This is a genomic window from Streptomyces sp. NPDC059900, from assembly GCF_050270335.1.
Taxonomy (GTDB): domain Bacteria; phylum Actinomycetota; class Actinomycetes; order Streptomycetales; family Streptomycetaceae; genus Streptomyces.
In genome coordinates, this window is the sequence record NZ_JBNNJZ010000031.1 from 17,935 (window position 1) to 37,450 (window position 19,516).

A 19,516-nucleotide genomic window follows, 5' to 3' on the forward strand; every position below is an offset into this window, starting at 1 on the left:
AACCCCATAAGCAACCGCTTAGTATCGGGTGTGCGGGGCTCCCTGCCCCGGGATCGGTACCGCCGTCACCGTCACCGCATGGAGAATCCGCATGGCATCCCTGCTCCTGTCCCGTCGCGATCTCGAGTTCCTGCTGTACGAGTGGCTGGACGTGCCCGCGCTCACCGGCCGGGAGCGGTACGCGGACCACTCACGCGAGACCTTCGACGCCGCCCTGGAGCTGAGCGAGCAGATCGCCACGCGGCACTTCGCCCCGCACAACAAGAAGGCCGACGCGCAGGAGCCCACCTTCGACGGGGAGCGGGTGCACATCATCCCCGAGGTGAAGGAGGCCCTGGGGGTCTTCGGGGACTCGGGGCTGCTTGCCGCCGCCATGGACCACGAGATCGGCGGCGGACAGCTGCCGGCCGTGGTGGCGCAGGCCTGCTTCGCGTGGTTCCAGGCGGCCAACGTCGGCACGGCCGCCTACCCCTTCCTGACCATGGGCAACGCCAATCTGCTCCTCGCGCACGCCTCCAAGGAGCAGATCGACACCTACGTACGCCCCATGGTGGAGGGCCGCTTCCTGGGGACGATGTGTCTGTCGGAGCCACAGGCGGGGTCGTCGCTCGCCGATGTGGCGACGCGGGCCGAGGCGCAGCCCGACGGGACGTACCGCCTCTTCGGGAACAAGATGTGGATCTCCGGCGGCGAGCACGACCTGTCGGAGAACATCGTGCATCTGGTGCTCGCGCGCATCCCCGGCGGCCCGCCCGGCGTGAAGGGGCTTTCGCTGTTCATCGTGCCCAAGGTGCTTGTCGGCGACGGCGGCTCGCTCGGTGAGCGCAACGACGTCGTGCTCGCGGGCCTCAACCACAAGATGGGCTACCGCGGGACCACGAACACCCTGCTGAACTTCGGCGAGGGCGCCCACCGGCCCGGCGGCGAGCCCGGCGCGGTCGGCCACCTCGTCGGGGAGGCCAATCACGGCCTCAAGTACATGTTCCACATGATGAACGAGGCCAGGATCGGCGTGGGCCTGGGCGCCACCGCGCTCGGCTACACCGGCTATCTGCACGCCCTGGACTACGCGCGCACCCGCCCGCAGGGCCGCCCCGTCACCGCCAAGGACCCGGCATCACCGCAGGTCCCCATCATCGAGCACGCCGACGTCCGCAGGATGCTCCTCGCGCAGAAGGCGTACGTGGAGGGCGCTCTGGCGCTGAATCTGTACTGCGGGCGACTGCTCGACGAGCAGAACACTGGCGCCACGCCGCAGGACCGCGACGAGGCCAAGCTGCTGCTCGACGTGCTCACGCCCATCGCCAAGAGCTGGCCGTCGCAGTGGTGCCTGGAGGCCAACAACCTGGCGATCCAGGTGCACGGCGGCTACGGCTACACCCGTGAGTACAACGTCGAACAGTTCTACCGCGACAACCGCCTCAACCCCATCCACGAGGGCACGCACGGCATCCACGGCCTGGACCTGCTCGGCCGCAAGGTCGTCATGGGCGGCGGCGCGGGCCTTCGGCTGCTCGGCGACCGGATCACGCGGACGACCGCCAGGGCCGCCGCGGCGGGCGGTTCCGCAGCCGGGTACGGGCGTGCGCTCGACGCGTCCGTGGCACGTGCGGTGGACGTGACCCAGCGGCTCTGGTCGACGGGTGACCCGCAGACGGCGCTGGCCAACGCGAGCGTCTACCTCGAAGCGGTCGGGCACGTGGTCGTCGCCTGGATGTGGCTGGAGCAGATGCTGGCCGCCGCAGCGGGCACCGAGGACTTCCACGCGGGCAAGCTCGCCGCCTGCCGTTACTTCTTCCGTCATGAACTGCCCAAGACCGAGGCCCAGTTCACGCTTCTCGAAAGCCTGGACCGGACCGCGCTCGAACTGGACGAGAACGCCTTCTGACCCAGAAGTACAGGACCACCGAGCACACCGCCGCGAACGCGCACCACGTGGAGATGTACTCGCGGCGCCACAGCAGGACGCACACCGCCGCCCCGACGGCGACCAGGACGCCGAACAGGACAAGGCCCCGGTCGCCGGAGAGGAGCAGGGAGCCGACGGTGGCCAGGAGGTATCCGGCGACGATCAGGCCGGGGTGCGGAAGCCCGAACACGTACCCGACCGTGTGGCCGCGGATCTCGGCCGTCACGGTGCGGGTCGCCAGGCAGTAGGACAGCGCCGCCGCCGTCGCGATCCCCGCCGCAAGAGGGATCACCAGGCGGCGGCGCGCCCGGGGCGGCGCCGCGCACAGCACCGCGAGGGGCAGCCACAGCGGGAGCAGCGGCAGGGCGATCACGGCCCAGGCAAGTGTGGCGGGGCCGCTCCCGCCCGCGCCCCGCCACACTTGCGACTCGATGATCTGGTGGGCTCCCAGAAGGAGCGGAAGCGCGGCGAGCGGCAGGTCACGCGGGTTGCCGCCGCGGGCCGCCCGGGTCACACAGGCGACCCCCACGGCGGCGATGCCCGCGCCCGCCACGAGATCGGCCGTCTCGCTCCAGCACATGGGCCCACGCTAAGTCCCGCGCCGCACGGTGGCGCGGCGGGACGGGCCGCGGGAGTTACGCGGGACCCCGCGGGTCGGGCTCGATGTTCTGGTTGAGGCGGAAGACGTTGTCCGGGTCGTACGCGGCCTTGATGCGCGCGAGGCGCGGGTAATTGTCCCGGTAGCTCGCCCGTACGCGTTCCTGCCCCTCGTCCATCATCATGTTCACGTAGGCGCCGCCCGCCGAGTACGGGTGCAGCGCGTCGAAGTAGTCGACGGTCCAGCGTTTGACGAGGTCGGCGTTGGCCGGGTCCGGGTCCACTCCCGCGTACACGCAGGCCCAGCGGGCACCGCGGTAGCTCCAGGCGGTGTCCGCGGCGGCGGGGTCGTGGGCGGCGCCGTCGATGGGGTACAGGTGCATCGTCGACTTCATGGTCGGCACCTCGGCGCCGAACTTGGCGTGCAGGGCGACGGCGTCGTCCGGGATCTCGTCGACGAAGTCCGCCCGCCAGTACCACTGGTCGCCGGGCGGGTAGAGCCCGTCGAACATGGACTGGAGCACCGGGTGCGGCATCTCCCCCACGGCGTGCAGGAGCGGGTCGGGCAGCGCGTCGAGCAGCGGCGCCATGGCCCGGTCCGCGGCGTCCGTGTCCCCCGCGGTGTGGCACCACACGACGCCGCAGACCTTGCGCAGATGGATGCTCTCGGGGAAGGGCGGGGCCGGGGGCACGGTGCCGAACATGAAGAAGCCGGCCACGTCGCGGGGCAGCCCGGGCTGGAAGTCACGGTAGGCGGCCAGGACTTCGCCGCCCTGCTCGGCGGGCCAGAAGGTGGGGCCCGCGATGACCGTGCTCAGTTCGTGCAGCCGGAAGAGGAAGGAGGTGACGACGCCGAAGTTGCCGCCCCCGCCGCGGATCGCCCAGTACAGGTCGCTGTTCGTCTCTGCGCTCGCCCGCACCTGACGTCCGTCGGCAAGGACGAGGTCGGCCTCCAGGACGTTGTCGATGCTCAGCCCGAACCTGCGCGTGAGGTGGCCGAGGCCGCCGCCCAGGGTGAGGCCGCCGACGCCCGTGGAGGAGATGATGCCGCTCGGGGTGGCCAGGCCGTGCTCGTGCGTGGCGCGGTCCACCTCGCCCCAGACGCAGCCGCCGCCGACCCGCGCCGTGCGGGCGGCCGGGTCGACCTCGATCGTCTTGAGCGGTGACAGGTCGGCGACCACACCGCCCTCGACGGTGCCCAGGCCCGCCCCGTGGTGGCCGCCGCCGCGGACCGCGAGCGGCAGGCCGTGCGCGCGGGCGAAGCCGATGACGCGGGACACGTCGTCGGCGTCGGCGCAGCGGGCCACGAGCGCGGGGCGCTTGTCGGCCATCGCGTTGTACACGGCGCGCGCCTCGTCGTACCCGGCGTCGTCGGGGCCCGTCAACTCCCCTTTGAATCCGGCCAGTTCCCTGCGTGCTTCCTGTGCTGGCGTCATGGGCTCCCCCGTCATGGTCTGCCCCGTCGGACCGGAGCATCCGATGAGCCCGTTCTAGTCCCGCACGGGACGCGCCGACAGACGTGCCCACCACCCAGCTCATGTCCGGCCGTTGCCTACTTTTCGCGGCCGATCTCGATGCCCAGCTGCGTGGCGCGTGCGGCGACCTCGCGCCGGGTGCGGGCGCCGAGCTTCTCCAGGACCGCGCGGACGTGGTTGTCGACGGTGCGGACCGACAGGAAGAGCCGGGCGGCGATCTCGATGTTGGTCAGGCCCTCCGCCAGGAGCTTTCCGACCTGGAGCTGGCGCCCGGTGAGTCCCGCCGGGTTGCGGCGGGTCGCCGCGTGCGGGCCGCGCGGGATCCGGGCGACGCCGAGGGTGCGCAGGTCGGCGCGGACGATCCGGGCCAGGGGCTCGGCGCCCAGGGCGTCGAGTCCGGCGAGCGCGGTGAGCTTGTCCGCCGGGTCCGGGCTGTCCGCGAGGGCGGCGGCGTGTTCGTAGGGGCAGCCCGCGGCCCGCCACGCCTCGGCGGCCTGGCGCCACTGCCCGGCGGCCTGGAGGTCGTAGGGATGCCCCGAGCCGTCCGCCGTGACCGGCTGCCCCGCCTTGGCGAGCCAGTGGCCGAGCTCCGCGCGGTAGGGCGTCGCGGCCAGGGAGCGCGCCTGTGCGTACAGAGGGCCGACGGCTTCGGCCACGGCGTCGGGGTCACCGGCCAGCCAGGCCGCCTCCGCACGCGCCGCCGCGACCGGGGCCGTGCGCTGGAGCTCCCTCGTCCGCGCGGCGGCCTCCCAGGCCCGGCCCAGAAGTTCGTCGCCGCCCTTGGCGCCGCGTCTGATCCGCACGCGTGCGAGGACGGTCAGGGCGGGGCAGCGCGCGGGCGGGAACTCCTGCGCGTCACCGGACTCGGCCAGCTTCTCCGCCTCGCCCCACTTGCCCGCGGCGAACTGCCGCAGCGCGAGCTCGACTTGGAGGTAGCGCAGGAACCCCAGGTGCTCCGTGCGGTCGGCGAATTCCATGGCGGGCGCGAGGAAGTGCTCGGCCTCCGCGAACCGGAGGTTCTCCAGGAGCGTCCAGATGACGTTGGCGTAGGCGCGGCAGGCGTGCTCGGCCTCGTCGGCCTTCAGCGCGACCGCCAGGCTCTCCTCCAGCTGGGGGCGCCCCAGCGGGTCGCCGCCGCGCCAGCGGGCGGTGCCGACGTTGTTCAGCGCGTGCGAGAGGATCGCCGCGTCGCCGGTGCGCCGGGCCAGGGTGATGGCGCGTTCGCCGAATCCGACGGCCTCGGCATACCGGTCGGAGAGCATGCGCAGCTGGGAGGTGTTGCTCAGCGCGAGCGCGAGGAGCTTCTCGTCACCGGCCTGTTCGAGTACGTCGATGGCTTCCCTGGCGGCTTCCTGCGCGGCGTCCGCGTCGCCCGCCCACCAGTGGATCCGCGAGAGCCAGCGCAGATCGGCGCCCAGCGCCCGCAGGTCGCCAAGGGAGCGGCGCAGGGCGACGGCTTCCCGCTGGGCGCCCACGGCGGCCGGGGAGTCGGCGATGGTGTAGCTCTCCACCGCGAACCGCTCCAGGAGGTCGGCGAGTTCGGCCGGGCCGTAGCGTCCGCGCCGGCGCAGGACCAGGCGCAGCTGCGCGGCGGCTTCCCGGTGCGCGCCGGTGCGGGCGGCGTCCCTGGCCGCGTCGGGGCCGTAGCGTGCGATGGCGTCCTGGTCGCCGGCCTGGGCGGCGTGGTGGACGATGCGCGAGTAGTCGGTGCCGGGCTGCGCGACCAGGACGGTGAGCACCTTGCGGTTGAGTTCGATGCGCCGTGCCGCGGGCAGCGAGTCGGCGATGGCCCGCCGGATGATCTCGTGCCGGAACATCACCCGCTCGGGGGTCACGACGAGCAGGCCGCGCCGCTCGGCCGCAGCCAACTGGCCCACTCCGCAGGGCAAAAGCGCGTCGGCCAGGGGACGCTCGGCCGCCGACGGCACCACGGCGAGCTGTTCGAGCGCGTCGCGTGCCGCGTCGTCCAGGCCGCGCAACCTGGCCAGGACGGCGTCGACCACGGTGGGCGGCACGTCTCCGGTGGCACCCGCCGCGACGACCTCGGCGACGTAGAAGGGGTTGCCCGACGTCACGGCGTACACCTGCGCGGGGTCGAGGCGGCTGGCCGCGCTCAGGGTGCGCACCGCGTCGCGGGACAGGCGGGACAGCGGGACCCGGTGCACGCGGGCGGCCTGTGACACCTGGCCCAGGAGGTGGCGCAGGGGGTGTTCGCGGCTCAGCTCGTCGTCACGGTAGGTCAGCACGAGGACCGCGGGGATGCGGTCCATGCGGCGTACGAGGAACCGCAGCGCGTCGAGAGAGGCCTCGTCCGCCCAGTGCACGTCCTCTACGACCAGGACCGTCGGATGGGGCGGATCGACCAGTTCGGCCCGCAGCGCGTCGTACACCCGGTGGCGGTCGCCGCCCTCGGTCACCGCCTGCGCGAGCTCGGCCCGTACGCTGCCGACAAGATCGCGGAAGGGGCCCAGCGGACGCCGCATCGCAAGGTCGTCGCACTGGCCGACAAGCACCCTGGCCTGCGCGGACAGCACCCCCGGCAGCGCGTTCACGAGGCTCGATTTGCCGATCCCGGCCTCACCGAAGACGAGCGCCACCGAACCCGCGCCGCCGGCCGCGTCCCGTGCGGCGGCGGTCAGCCGAACCAGTTCGCGATCCCGCTCGAGGATCCCCCCGTCCACGGCGGGATTCTCCCACGCGGCGGCGTATTCCCGTGGCCCGTCGGGAGGTTCGGTCGGCGCCGGAATACGCGAGCGGTGCGGTGCGGTCCCTGGCCGGTGGGGGGCGGGTGACGAGGGCGGCACCGGGTCTGCGCGGGGCGCCGCGGGGCCCGCCGGATGGCGACATGAGTAAAGCGCGTACGCTTACGTCATCGATCGCAGGATGATCGCACCCTCATCCCCTGCCAGGAGGACCCATGACCTCGCCGTCGCCGACCGCGCGCACCCCCCAGACCCTCGACCGCCCCTTCAGCGTCGGCAGCCTCACCCTGCCCAACCGCATCGTGATGGCACCCATGACCCGGGAGTTCTCGCCGGGCGGCGTACCGGGTGCGGACGTGGCGGAGTACTACGCGCGCCGGGCCGCCGCCGGTGTCGGCCTGATCATCACCGAGGGGACGTACGTCGACCACGCCTCCGCCGGCACGAGCGACCGGGTCCCGCGCTTCCACGGGGACGACGCCCTCGAAGGCTGGCGCAAGGTGGTCGACGCCGTGCACGGCGCGGGCGGGAAGATCATTCCGCAGCTGTGGCACGTCGGCATCACCCGCGACGAGGGCAAGGGCCCGGTGCCCGCCGCGCCCGCGGCGGGCCCCTCCGCGATAGGCCTGGACGGACAGCCCAAGGGCAGCGCCCTGACGGCCGACGACCTCGACGACGTGATCCGGGCGTTCGCGGACGCCGCTGCCGCCGCCGAGCGCATCGGCTTCGACGGCGTCGAACTGCACGGCGCGCACGGCTACTTGATCGACCAGTTCCTCTGGGAGCGCACGAACCGGCGCACCGACGGCTACGGCGGCGACATCGAGTCCCGCACCCGCTTCGCCGCGGAGATCGTCGCGGCCGTGCGGGCCGCCGTCTCGCCCGACTTCCCCGTCTTCTTCCGGCTCTCGCAGTGGAAGGCCGGCAGCTACGACGCGCAGCTCGCACAGACCCCCGAGGAGCTGGAGCGCCTGATCACGCCGCTGGTGAACGCGGGCGTCGACGTCCTGCACGCCTCCACCCGCCGCTACTGGACGCCCGAGTTCGAAGGCAGCGACCTCAACCTCGCGGGCTGGGTCAAGAAGGTCTCCGGGGTGCCCGTGGTGACCGTGGGCTCGGTCGGCCTGGACCAGGTGTTCATCGGCTCGCAGGGCTGGGCGGCGCCGTCCGCCTCCACGGGCATCGACCCGCTGATCGACCGCCTCGAGCGGGACGAGTTCGACCTGGTGGCGGTGGGCCGCGCCCTCATCGCCGACCCGGAGTGGGCGGCCAAGGCCCTGGAGAGCCGACTCGCCGACGCGCTGCCCTTCGACAAGTCGCAGCTGACGCGCCTGGTCTGAGCGACAGTCGCCGGGCGACGGCAGCTAAGCCTCTACGCTGCTGTCGCCCGGGGTCGCGTAAGATATGTCCATGACCTGGCCTGCCACCGAGCGTTACTTCCCCACCGCCGTGCCCGGCGGCCTGGGGCTCGTGCAGGACATCCTGAACACCGCGCCCTCGGGCGGCGCACCCGACGCCGATCTGCTCGGGGACGTGACCGCGGCGCAGGAATGGATCTCCGTGGCTCTGCCCACCTGGGCCGAGCGCACGGGGCGCACGGCGGTGCGGCTCACGCTCACCGAAGAGGACCTGCCCAAGCTGCGGCAGCTGCGCGAACAACTGCGCAGGGCCCTGCACTCACGGTGCGGCAGCACCGGCGGCGAGAGCGACGGCGGCGAGGGCGACACCCCGCGCTTCACCTCGTGCGCCCTCCAGGTCAGCCTGCACGGCGACGCCGCCCTGACCACCGAACCCGAGGGCGAGGGCTGGCGCTGGCTGACCTCGGCGGTGCTGTGCGAGGCACTGCTCGCCCAGACGACCGGCGAGTGGCGGCGCCTGAAGATCTGCCGCAACGAACGCTGCGCCACGGCGTTCTACGACCGCTCCCGCAACAACAGCGGCGTCTGGCACTCCACCCGCGACTGCGGGAACGCCGCGAACCTGCGCGCATCGCGCCGGCGCCGCAGGGCGGGCGCCGAGACGGAGCCGGCGCCGCACAGCCAGGCGTAAAGCCACCGCGGCGGTCCTCAACTGCCGTACTCCACCAGGCTGGTCGGGGTGACGATGCGCTGCACGGAGCCGAGCGCGGATTTCTTGTCGGTGTCGGAGCCCTTCCCCCGCAGAAGCCGGTCGGCGAGGAGCCGGCCCGCCGCCCGGCCCACCTCATCGCTGTCGTACGCCACGAGCGTCAGCGGCAGGCCCAGCGAGTCGGCCAGCTCGAAGTCGTCGAAGCCCGCGAGCGCGGTGTCGGTGCCGGACGCGCGGATGGCGCGGAACGCCCCGATCGTGTTGCGGTTGTTGGAGCAGAACAGCGCGGTGGGCGGCTCGGGCAGGGCGAGCAGTTCGGCCGCGGCACGCCGGGCCTCGCGCGGCTGGGTCTGCCCCTGTCGTACGCAGCTGTCGTCGAAGGGGATGCCGTGGGCGGCGAGGGCGGCGGCGTATCCGCGCAGGCGCTCGGTGCCGGTGTAGACGGCGGGCGGTGAGCCGAGGAAGCCGATCCTGCGGTGGCCGCGGGTGATCAGCCGGGCGGTGGCGGCGCGCGCCCCGCCGAAGTCGTCGACCAGGACGCAGTCGGCCTCGAACCCTTCGGGCGGCCTGCTGGCGAGCACCACGGGGACGCCGTCGGCCGCGGCGGCGGCGAGATGGCGCTGGTCGGCGGAGGCGGGGACGGCGATGATGCCGTCGACGCGGCGGGCCACCAGGTCGGCGACGAGTTCGCGTTCGGCGTCCAGGTCCTGGCCGGTGTTCCCGATGACGGTCTTGAAGCCGTCGCCCGCGATGACGGAGTCCACGCCGAGGGCGAGGCGTGAGTAGAAGGGGTTGGCGAGGTTGGTGACGACGAGTCCGACCAGGCCCGTTCCCCGCCCCAGGCGGAGGCTGCGGGCCACTTCGTTGGGCCGGTAGCCCAGTTCGGCGGCGGCGGCACGGATGCGTTCGCGGGTGGCCGGGAGCACGCTCGGGTCGTCGCGCAGGGCCCTGGAGGCGGTCATCGCGCTGACGCCCACCCGCTGGGCGACGTCCCGCAGGGTGGGCGGGCCGTCCGCGGGGGGACGCGGTTCGGGAATCGTCACATGTCGTCCTCTCTTCCGGGGGCTGCCGGGTTTCCCGGGCCTCCCGGGTGTCCCGGCCTGCCGGGCCGCCCTCACCGCCCGGTGGCCCCGGCGTACCCGGCCGCCCCGATCAGCGCCGCGTCCGCCCCCAGCGTGCCCCGGCGCGGTCTCACCGGAGTATCCCCGAAGCCGGTGCTCAGGGCGGGCCCGACCAGGTCCCAGGACAGCGCCACGGCGCCGCCGACCACGACCGCCGACGCGCCGAAGTCACGTACGCACGGGGCCAGGACAGTACCGAGAGCGGCCAGGGCCTCGTCAAGGACCTGCGCGGCCCAGCGTTCGCCGCTGCGCGCCCGCTCGGCGACGTCCCGCACGTCCATGCCGCGGTCGCCGTCCCGGAAGCCGTGGCGCGACCGGTAGCGGGCGAGGATCGCCCGCCGCGACACGAAGTGCTCCAGGGGCGCACCGGCCCAGCGCAGCAGGTCGACGCGGCCCCCGGGCGGCACGCCGGGCCCTTCCCGCCGTACGGCGCCGTCCGCGAGGAACGCCGACCCCACCCCCGTCCCCAGGGTGATCCCCACGCAGCGGCGGTGGCCGACCGCGGCTCCCGTGCTCCACTCCCCCAGACAGAACGCGTGCGCGTCGTTGAGGAACACCACGTCCGCGGGCCTTGGCCACACGCCGTCGACGAGCACCGAGCGCACGTCGATGCCGTACAGGTCGTCGAACTTCCCCACACCCCGGAAGCGGGCGATGCCGGTCTCGTGGTCGAAGGGTCCCGGCACTGCGACCGCCCACACCTGGCCCGCGGGCACCTTCAGCTCCCCGGCGCAGCGCACGATCGTGCCGAGGATGCGCTCGGCGTCGCCGCGCGCGTCCAGCGGCCGCCGGATCCGCCGGCTCACCCGGCTGCGCAGCGGGTCCACCAGAGCGGCCGTGACATGGGTGCCCCCGATCTCCAGGACGGCTCTCACGGGGGGCTCGCACCCGCGCCGCGGCGGTCCCGCACGAGCGCCTTGACCACTTTGGCCGGGCCTCCGCTCGCCCGCAGGCGGTAGCCGCCGACCGCCGCGGGCACCGTCAGGGTCTCCGCGTAGGCCAGCGTGTGCCGGTCGCCCGCCGCGGTCAGGACGGTGATCTCCGTGCCCTCCACCACGTTCAGGACGTGGAACCGTCCCGCCGTGTCGTCGGCGGCTTCGGCCTGCGCGTCGAGTGCGTAGCGCCGCACCTCGTAGAACATCTCGTCGAGCGAGCCGAGCAGTTCCTCGTGCCAGCCGTTCCCGCGCCGCAGGACACACGGCTCCTGGACCAGATCGCGTGTCACCGCGTCGCCGCGCCGCTCCGTCTCCAGGTTGGCGAGGCCGTGTTCGTAGGGCAGGGGGCGCGGGTTGCCGTCGGCGTCCGGTCGCAGCCAGTCGTAGAAGCGCAGGCTGTAGAGGTAGGGGGTGGCGCTGATCTCCAGTACGAGGTTGCCCGCGCCGCTGGCGTGCGGGGTGCCCGCCGGGATCATGAAGAGCCTGCCCTGGTCTGCGGGGAAGGTCATGACGTGGTCGGCGGGGTTCATCGCCACCCCGTCGTGCGCCGCTTCCTCGATCTCCTTGCGGAAGAGCGTGGGGTCGGCGTCCTCGCGCAGCCCGAGATAGACGCGGGTGTCCGCGCTGCCGAGCGTCATGTAGTACGTCTCGTGCTGTGTGTACTGCCAGCCGAACCGCTCGCGCATGTACGGCTCCTTGGGGTGGCAGTGCACCGAGAGACTGCCGCCGCCCATGGTGTCCAGGTAGTCGAAGCGGATCGGGAAGGACGTGCCGAAGCGGGCGTGCGACTCCGGTCCGAGCACCTCGTCGGGGTGCAGGGCGCACAGCAACTGGAAGGGGACCTCCGCCTGGGCCTCGGGGCCGTGGCCGATGAGGATGCCCGCTTCGGGGGCGATGAGTTCGTAGCCGACGGCGGTGTTGCGTTCCCCGGGGTTGAAGCCGAGGGTGCGCTGCCCCCAATGGCCGCCCCAGGGCGTGGAGTTGAAGAAGGGTCTGGTGCGGACGGGACGTCGCGCAAGGTCGGCGTAGCTCGCCCGCAGTCCGTCCCCGTCGACGAACACGGGCCGCCCGGGCTCCTGTACGTCGAGCCAGCCGTCGAGCTGTCCCGCGATCGCGTCACGGTGGCGGTCGAGCATCGGCCAGTCCACGTAGAAGAGCCGCTTCAGCTCGGCCCGTTCGCCGGGCAGCCCGAGGTTGCTCCCCTCCCCGGCCGCCACCGCGGACTCGGCGAACCGCTTGGGCAGGTCGGCGTACCAGAGCACGTCGTGCAGGACCAGGGAGGCACCGGGGCCGTAGACGAGCAGCAGGTCCTCCAGGTCGCCGCCGCCCTCGTCGCCCCGCGGGAGTTCGCGGAAAAGGTCCGACAGCGGGTTCTGCGCGAGCTTGCAGTAGTAGGGGTCGTCGGCGTCCGGGGCGCTCATGGTGCGGCGGCGCACCACGGCGGGGGGTGCGTAGCACGTACGGATGTCGAGGGTGCGCACGGGATGGGGGCATGCGGCGGTGAGCCGGGCCGCGATGGTCTCCCAGTCGGCGGCCGGTGGCCCCTCGACGGCCACGATCGCGGGTTCGGACGGCAGCCGTTCGGCGACGGCCTGCCAGCCGCTGGTCAGCACGGTCCCCGGTGCCGGGGGGTAACGCGGGTCGAGCCGGTACACGCATGCTCCTTCGAGCGGAGGTTCTTCACTGGAATTCAGGGTCGTGTGAACAGCACGGCGGTGGTGCCCAGTGCGGGCACGTCCACGGTCACCGCGCCGTGCGCCAGGGGGAGTTCGCCCTCCACCGTGCCCAGGTAGTCCGAGCGGTGGGCGGCGGCGACCGGGAAGCCGGCCCGCACCGGGCAGGCCACCGGCTCCCGCGCGAACGACTGGAGCCGGAGCAGGACCTTGCCGGGCCCCGGCGCCGTGAGCCCGACCAGGCGGATCCTGGTGTCCCCGAGGCCGGCGAAGGTGAGGGACGTCTGTCCGCCGCCCTCGGCTCCCCTGGCGCGCACGGCCCGCAGCGGGCGGCTGAAGGCCGCCGCCGTGCGCGGACCGAGCCCGTCGTCGGCAGGGGCGCAGGCCAGGCTGTAGCGGTAGGTGAACTCGAAGCCCTGCGCGCTGGGGAAGTTGGTGTCCCACAGGTTGTTGTGGATCCAGGAGTAGACGGTGGCGGGCTCGTCGTGCTCCATGGTCTTTGGGAACGGCGCGTACGGCAGCGCGATGTTGCCGAACTGCACGAGCGGCGCGTCCTGCGTGGACCAGGCCACCGCGAGCCCGTCGTCGGCGAGGGTCACCCAGCGGCGTACGGCCCGCATGTGCAGGGCGGAACCCGGTATGACGGGCAGGCCGGTGCCCGTCAGGCCGCCGGAGGCCTCCATGCGCACCACCGGGTCTTCGAAGGCGAAGGGGAACGCGAAGTAGGCGCTCTCCTTGCGCAGCGTCGCGTCCTTGTCGAGCCGGTTCTCGATGTCGAGGCGGGGCACGCCGACGGGCAGGGTGAGGGTGGTGCGCAGCCGGTTGGCTCCGGCCGGGCGGGTCTCGTACGTGATCGATTCGGCCGTCGGCGTGGAGCGGCGGGCGATGAGTGCGGCGGGCGGGGCGACGGCACGGTTGCCGAGGTGTTCGAGGCGGTCGGACGCCGTCGTGCGGCTGGAGTTGTGGTTGAAGGCTCCGGCGGTGGTGTAGCTGTCGTGGAGGTAGCCGTTGAAGCCGGTCGTCGCGTCCTGCCGGACGAGTTCGCGGCCGGTGGCCTTGTCGGTGACCGAGGCGATGCAGGCGCGCGCCAGGTCGACGCGGACGGCGAGGTGTTCGTTCTCCAGGAGGGTCGGCTCGGGGAGGGCGAGCGCCGCGGCGGCCGTCCGTGCCGGGTCGTCGCGCTCGGCGGCGCCGGTGGGGTTCCAGCCTGTGGCGGCCTGCACGGCGGTGGCCCGTGACCGTTCGCCGGTCCGCTCCGTCTCGGCGGTGATGTCCAGGCGCACCGATCCGGCGGGCGGCACCTCGTCCACGCGGACGAGGAGGAACCGTCCGGCGTCCCGGTGCTCGTCGTTGGTCTGCGGCTGTTCCTCGTGGACCAGGCGGCGTCCGTCGCGTGCGTCGTGCACGGCCACCAGCTGCTTCAGCGGCACGCTGCTCTCCGGCAGGAAGATCCGTACGACGTCCGTGCGCGGCCAGGAGCAGGTGTTGAGCACGTGGTAGGTGGCGGCGGCGCCCGGCGCCACCGCGAGCCGCTGGCCGAGGCGGGCGCTCGCCCTGCCGAGGAGCGCGTTGCCGTCGTCGTGGGCGCGCAGCGCCTGGCCGTACTTCCAGTGCCACTGCTGCTCGCCGCTGTGGCCGCCCTCGTCGCCGTGGGTCCACGGGTCGCCGGCGCCCCAGGTGTGCTCGTCGAAGAGCGACACCGCTTCGTAGACCCCGGCCGCGTCCCGCGTGTCGTCCTCGGCCCCCGTGGCGTCGAGGATGCCCGCGAACGTGCCGATGGTCTGGGCGTCGGCGACCACGGACTGGGCGGTGCGGGCCAGGGACAGCGGCTGTGCGCCGGACCCGACTCCGTCGACCCACCAGTCGGTCCAGTCGCCCTCGAAGGTCTGGACGGCGTCGCCGAGCCTGGCCTCGGCGTCGGTGAAGAAGTCCTCGTTGCGCGAGAGCCGCAGCCGGGGGAAGGCCCAGGTGTCGTTCCAGCGGCGGACGGTGTCGGCGATGACGCGGCGGGGCGGCGCGTTGTCGCCGAACTTGCCCTGGACGCGCAGGTGCAGCACGTCCCAGGGGTAGGGCTCGCGCTTGACCTCGGTCTGGTCCATGGCCCAGCCGAAGATGCCGCCGCGGTAGGGGTAGGGGTGGGTGGCCAGGGAGGTCAGATAGGCGGGCAGGAGGTCGTCGACGTCCGCGTGGTCCGTGTCGAAGCCGAGCAGCGGGCCCTCCATGTAGGCGAGGCCGTGCGGGGTGTCGGTGACCCAGACCAGGACGCTGTTGCCACTGGGGGCACGCCAGCGGAAGAGGCGCGGCAGCTTCTCGCCGCCGACCAGGTGGGGCACGGAGCGTCCGGCCCAGTTGTGCGCCACGGAGAGGTACTTGATCCCGGCGGCGGCCAGCGCGTCGACCAGCCCGACGACCGCTCCGGGCACGTCGGTCTGCATGGCGGAGGTGAACGTGACGCCGTGCCGCTCGCGCACGTCGCGGGCCGGGCGGAGCAGTTCGTGCAGTTCGTCGGTGGAGCAGGTCTCGGTGTGCAGGTTGAACGGCAGCGCGGTCAGCTCGATGCGTCCCTCGCGCACCCGGCGTACGAACTCCTCGACCTGCTCGGCGGGGCGGGCGTCGGCCCACTGCCGGAAGGACCACAGCGACTCGACGCACCAGCGGAACTGTGACTCGGCGGGCCAGTCGTCGGTGGCCCTGGTCAGTTCCAGGCAGGAGTCGAGGAAGGAGAGGTGCTCGGCGAGGACGTGGCCCTGGGGGTCGGTGTAGCCGATGTCGAGGTGGGAGTGGTGGACCAGGTGGAGGGTCCAGCGGCGCTGTGGGGTGAGCCGCACCTCGATGCCCCCGGCGGTGTCCGGGAGGCCGACGGTGAGGCGGGTCGCGGTGTCGACGGCGGGCACCATGAGGCGTACGGAGCCGCCGGGTCCCGCGAGCTTCTCGACGGGCAGCGCGGTGCCGGACTCCGTGCGGACGGTGAACTCCCCAGGCAGCCGCGAGCCGTTGACCGCTTCGATGCGCAGGGACTGCGTGAGGCCGGCGCCGTCCGGCGCTTCGCGCAGCAGCGGTTCCTCCGTGAGCCTCAGGGCGCTGTCGCCGAGGCTTCCCTCCGCGGTGACGACGGACGAGCGCAGGCTGTCGCGTATCCGGTCGTTGTCCCAGTCGGTGGCGCGGACGAGGGCCCGTGTCGTCATGCGGTTCTCTTTCGGTGGGATGGCGGGCGGTTCTCAGCGGGCGGATGCGGTGACGCCGCGCAGGAACAGGCCGCGGAACACCAGGAAGAGCAGGAGCGTGGGCGCGGAGACGATCAGCGCGCCCGCGAGGATGACGGGTGGTCCGGTCGAGGAGTAGGCGTTGTTGAGGGTGGTCAGGGCCGCCATCACCGGCTGGACGTCGGGGCTGCGGCTGAGCGTGATGCCCAGGAGCAGGTCGTTCCAGACGGCCGTGAACTGGAAGATGAAGGCCGCGCCGAGTCCTGCCTTCATCAGCGGTACGTGGATGCGCCAGAAGATCCGCCGGAAGGATGCCCCGTCGATGAGCGCGGCCTCCGTCAGCTCCGGTGGCATGGTGGTCATCTGATTACGGATCAGGAAGAAGGCGAACGGCACGGCCCACGCGGCGTAGACCAGCATGAGCCCGATCCTGGTGTCGTAGAGGTCGGCGTCCGCGTACATGCCGAAGAGCGGGGCGAGGAACATCTGGAGCGGGAAGAGCGTGCCGGAGTAGATCAGCCAGAACCAGAAGGCGGGCCGCGGGATGGGCAGGACGACGACGGCGAACGCCGCCATGGCCGCGATGAGCACTCCGGCAAGGCCGCACACCACGGCGTAGAGCAGCGAGGCCTGGAAGCTGTCGCCGATGCCCGCCACCTTCCAGGCCGTTTCGAGGTTCTCGGCGAGGTCGAAGCCCTGGACGGTCCAGTCGGGCTTGCCGGTGTATTCGGCGGCGGGCGTCAGGGCGTTGACCACGAGGAGGTAGAGCGGGATCAGCCAGAGCAGCACGCATCCGGCGACGAAGACATGGCGCACGGCGCGACCCATGGGAGCCTCCTCAGACCTTGGCGTTGACGGCGCGGGCGTCGGGCTCGGGCATCTGGCGGCGCAGGTATATCCAGGAGGAGGCGACGACGATCACCGAGAGGACCAGCGCGATCGCCGATCCGTAGCCGATGTGGAAGAGCCGGAACGCCTCGCGGTACATGCTCAGGGCGAGGGTCTCGGAGGAGCGGGACGGGCCGCCCTTGGTGAGGATCCAGATCATGTCGAACGCCTTGAGGCTGTTCACCACGGCCATCCCCACCACGACGACCGTCACGGCCCGCAGCTGGGGCAGCGTGACGTACCGGAACATCCGCCAGCCGCTCGCGCCGTCCAGCTGTGCGGCCTCGACGGTCTCCCGGGGGATGGCCCGCAGGCCGATGGCGAAGAGGACGACATTGAGCCCGGTGGCCTGCCATGTGCTCGCGACGATCATCGAGAGCGTGTTCTGCGGCCACTCCAGGAGCCAGGTCTGCGTCCATGAGCCCAGGCCGATCGTGCGCAGGACCTGGTTGACCGCGCCGTCGGAGGTCAGCATGAAGTTCCACAGGACGGCGGTGGCGGCCGCCGAGATCGCGTACGGCAGCACGATGACGAGCTGCGCGATGCCGCCGAACCGCATGCGGTGCGTGGTGACGGCGATGAGCAGTCCGGCGAGGACGGGCAGCAGCAGCGTCCCGGCCACCCACATCAGGGTGTTGAGGAGCGAACGGCCGAAGACCGGGTCGTCGGCGAGCCGCGCGTAGTTGTCGAATCCGGTGAAACTGCTTGTGAAGCCGTTGTCCTCGAAGAAGCTGTCGTAGACGCTGCGGAAGAACGGGTAGACGAGCAGTACGCCGACGAGGGCGAAGGCGGGCAGCGCCCAGGGCAGCGCGGCGAGCGGCCCGCCGAGTCTGCCGTTGCCGCGCGCGGCGGCCTGGTGCGGAGTCCGGGTCGGGACGCGGCGGCGTACGCGCAGGGGCTTGGCCGTGTGCGGGGCGGGGGTCACGATCTCGGTCATGTCTTCTCCGCCTCCCGCCACACCTGCCACGCGTCGTCCGCGCGCTCCTGCATGGTCCGCAGCACCTCGCGGGACGAGGAGGGATTCAGCAGGAAGCCGGCCAGGTCGTCGACGGTCGCTTCGACCAGTTCGGGCGGGCCCTGCTCCCAGAAGCGGTTGAGCAGCCGGAGCTTGTCGCCGCGCACATTCCTCGCGAGGCCGGCGATCATCTGGTTCGCAGGCATGGTCGCCGGGTTGGGGCAGCCGTCCTGGAGGCTGTGCGCGAAGGCCTCCATGACGGGGGGCCGCAGCCAGCTGTCCGCTGCTTTCACCGCCTCGGCCCGGTCGGGTCCCTTCACGGTGCAGACCAGGGCGCTGGACTCGAAGACGACGCAGGGGCGGGCCTTCGGATCCGCCATGGGCAGTATGAAGGCGCCCAGGTTCTTGCCGGGCTTCGCGCCCGCGCCCACGAGGGTCGAGCCGAGCCAGGTGCCGCAGGGGACCATCCCGACCTTGCCGTGGGCGAGTGCCGCGGCGGCGTCGGCGTGGCTCATGTCCATGGGGGTGAACCAGTCCTTGTCGAAGAAGGACTCAAGGGTGCGCAGGGCGCGTTCGGCACGCGGATCGGTGTAGCGCTCGCGGCCGTTCATCAAGTCCTCGTAGAACTGCGGGTCCTGGCGGCTGAGGATCTCCTGGAACCAGATGAAGGCGGGCCAGCGGTCGGCCGCCGAGCCGTGCAGCGGAGTGATCCCGCTCTTCGCCAGCCGTGCGCAGGCGGCGAGGAAGTCGTCCCATGTCCGGGGAGCCCTGAGGCGGTGCTTCGCGAACACCTCGGTGTTGTAGAAGAACACCCAGTACGCGAGGTTCATCGGCAGGCCGTGGACCCGTTCCCGGTAGGTGAACGCATCCCGTAACGAGGCGTCGACCCAGCCCTTTGCGGCCGCGTTCTCCCACTGCCTGGTCAGGTCGAGGATGCCGCCGGTGCGGGCGAGGTCCTGGAGCCGGTAGCCCGACCAGTACTTGAGCATGTCCGGCGTCTTGCTGGTGCGCAGCGAGGACTTGACGACCTGCTCGAACGATTCGAGGGACGGATTGACCTCCGGCACGAGCCGCACGCCCGCCACCACGTCCATGGCCGCCCCCGCGGCGGCCATGGGCTTCTCCCAGGCAGCGCTGTCACCGAGCACGCCGACCCTGCCCGGCGGCTGTCCGCTCGCGGACCCGCAGGCAGTGGCGAGCGCACCGGCGGCGGCCGCGGCAAGCAGCGCCCGGCGGTCGAGCGCGGCGCCCGGCGGCGGATGAAGGCGGTGACGACTACCTGACATGGGTGGCTCCCTCAGGTGTGTGTCAGCCCGGTGTTAGCGTTAACACGGGCGTGATGGAGCTTCTCCACGCCGGGACGGGATGTCAATGGTTCGCGCAACAGGCTTGTCGCGTAAGCCAGTTGAGACGATCAGGCGGCCACCGTGTCCTGCTCGGCGGACTGCGGCAGCTCGCGTATGCCCGGCACCGGCGACGGCAGGAGCCACAGCACCGCGAGGACCGCGCCCGCCGTACCGATCCAGAGCGTCGGGCGCAGCCCTATCACCGTGCCCAGTGCGCCGCCCGCCAGTGCTCCGAGCGGCCGGAAGCCGTGGTTCAGGGTGCGGTAGGCGCCCATGACCCGCGACCGGATGGCGCGCGGGATCAGGGCCGTCTGGAGCGAAGCGGCAGGGATGTCGACGACCATCACGCCGGCGCAGGAGAGGAATTCGGCGGCGAAGAGCGTGCCGACGACCAGCGGCAGCGGTCCGTGTGCGAGCGGTATGAGCAGCAGTGGCACCGTGAATCCGAGGGAACCGCCGACGACGGACGCCCCGATGCCGAAGCGGCGCACGAGCCATCCGCTGGAGGCGGCGCCGAGCAGTCCGCCGACGGCGCCCGAGCCGAGTACCGCGCCCAGAACACCAGCGCTCAGGCCGAGTTCGACCGTCGCGTAGAGCACGAAGAGCGTGTGGAACATGAAGTTGAAGAACTGGATGGTGCCGGAC

14 protein-coding genes are annotated in these 19,516 nt (G+C 72.4%); 3 read left to right on the forward strand and 11 right to left on the reverse strand.

Features of this window, described 5'->3' with window-relative positions; all coding sequences use genetic code 11:
* Positions 1-91 precede the first annotated feature (91 nt).
* Entirely contained in the window at positions 92-1,888 is a 1,797-nt protein-coding gene (locus ACQKIP_RS07655) for an acyl-CoA dehydrogenase (protein WP_365855070.1), read from the forward strand.
* Here the strand turns inward: ACQKIP_RS07655 and ACQKIP_RS07660 are convergent.
* The 3 genes from ACQKIP_RS07660 to ACQKIP_RS07670 form a co-directional block, all read right to left on the reverse strand.
* Complete coding sequence (locus ACQKIP_RS07660; RefSeq protein ID WP_365855073.1) at positions 1,830-2,489, reverse strand: DUF6629 family protein; 660 nt, start codon at positions 2,487-2,489, stop codon at positions 1,830-1,832. The genes ACQKIP_RS07655 and ACQKIP_RS07660 overlap by 59 nt on opposite strands.
* Positions 2,490-2,544: 55 nt before the next feature.
* On the reverse strand, positions 2,545-3,942 hold the full coding sequence (locus ACQKIP_RS07665; RefSeq protein WP_365855075.1) for an FAD-binding oxidoreductase: 1,398 nt from the start codon (positions 3,940-3,942) through the stop codon (positions 2,545-2,547).
* Between the two features lie 116 nt (positions 3,943-4,058).
* A complete protein-coding gene (locus ACQKIP_RS07670) occupies positions 4,059-6,662 on the reverse strand; it encodes an ATP-binding protein (protein ID WP_365855077.1) in 2,604 nt (867 codons plus the stop codon).
* Positions 6,663-6,898: 236 nt separating this feature from the next.
* On the opposite strand from ACQKIP_RS07670, the gene ACQKIP_RS07675 reads away from it, so the two are divergent.
* Both ACQKIP_RS07675 and ACQKIP_RS07680 read left to right on the forward strand, forming a co-directional pair.
* The gene (locus tag ACQKIP_RS07675; protein WP_365855080.1) at positions 6,899-8,023 is read left to right on the forward strand and encodes an NADH:flavin oxidoreductase; all 1,125 of its coding nucleotides are present in this window, start codon (positions 6,899-6,901) and stop codon (positions 8,021-8,023) included.
* A 70-nt stretch (positions 8,024-8,093) separates the two neighbouring features.
* The gene (locus ACQKIP_RS07680) at positions 8,094-8,732 is read left to right on the forward strand and encodes a CGNR zinc finger domain-containing protein (RefSeq protein ID WP_365855082.1); all 639 of its coding nucleotides are present in this window, start codon (positions 8,094-8,096) and stop codon (positions 8,730-8,732) included.
* Positions 8,733-8,749: 17 nt separating this feature from the next.
* Here the strand turns inward: ACQKIP_RS07680 and ACQKIP_RS07685 are convergent, their stop codons facing one another.
* From ACQKIP_RS07685 to ACQKIP_RS07720, 8 genes are all read right to left on the reverse strand, one after another.
* Positions 8,750-9,712: a LacI family DNA-binding transcriptional regulator gene (locus ACQKIP_RS07685; protein ID WP_427742483.1), complete on the reverse strand. Its 963-nt coding sequence runs from the start codon at positions 9,710-9,712 to the stop codon at positions 8,750-8,752.
* 152 nt (positions 9,713-9,864) lie between these two features.
* A complete protein-coding gene (locus ACQKIP_RS07690) occupies positions 9,865-10,746 on the reverse strand; it encodes an ROK family protein (protein ID WP_365855086.1) in 882 nt (293 codons plus the stop codon).
* Entirely contained in the window at positions 10,743-12,461 is a 1,719-nt protein-coding gene (locus tag ACQKIP_RS07695; protein WP_365855088.1) for a class I mannose-6-phosphate isomerase, read from the reverse strand. The genes ACQKIP_RS07690 and ACQKIP_RS07695 overlap by 4 nt, the downstream gene beginning before the upstream one ends.
* Before the next feature lie 35 nt (positions 12,462-12,496).
* Complete coding sequence (locus ACQKIP_RS07700) at positions 12,497-15,664, reverse strand: alpha-mannosidase (RefSeq protein WP_365855090.1); 3,168 nt, start codon at positions 15,662-15,664, stop codon at positions 12,497-12,499.
* Positions 15,665-15,697: 33 nt separating this feature from the next.
* Positions 15,698-16,510: a carbohydrate ABC transporter permease gene (locus ACQKIP_RS07705; RefSeq protein WP_365855092.1), complete on the reverse strand. Its 813-nt coding sequence runs from the start codon at positions 16,508-16,510 to the stop codon at positions 15,698-15,700.
* Between the two features lie 10 nt (positions 16,511-16,520).
* Complete coding sequence (locus ACQKIP_RS07710) at positions 16,521-17,507, reverse strand: carbohydrate ABC transporter permease (RefSeq protein ID WP_365855094.1); 987 nt, start codon at positions 17,505-17,507, stop codon at positions 16,521-16,523.
* Positions 17,504-18,811, reverse strand: a complete 1,308-nt coding sequence (locus ACQKIP_RS07715; RefSeq protein ID WP_365855096.1) for an ABC transporter substrate-binding protein — start codon at positions 18,809-18,811, stop codon at positions 17,504-17,506. Before ACQKIP_RS07715 ends, ACQKIP_RS07710 begins: the two co-directional genes overlap by 4 nt.
* A 128-nt stretch (positions 18,812-18,939) precedes the next feature.
* On the reverse strand, positions 18,940-19,516 hold a 577-nt coding region (locus tag ACQKIP_RS07720; protein ID WP_427742480.1), incomplete at its 5' end, for an MFS transporter.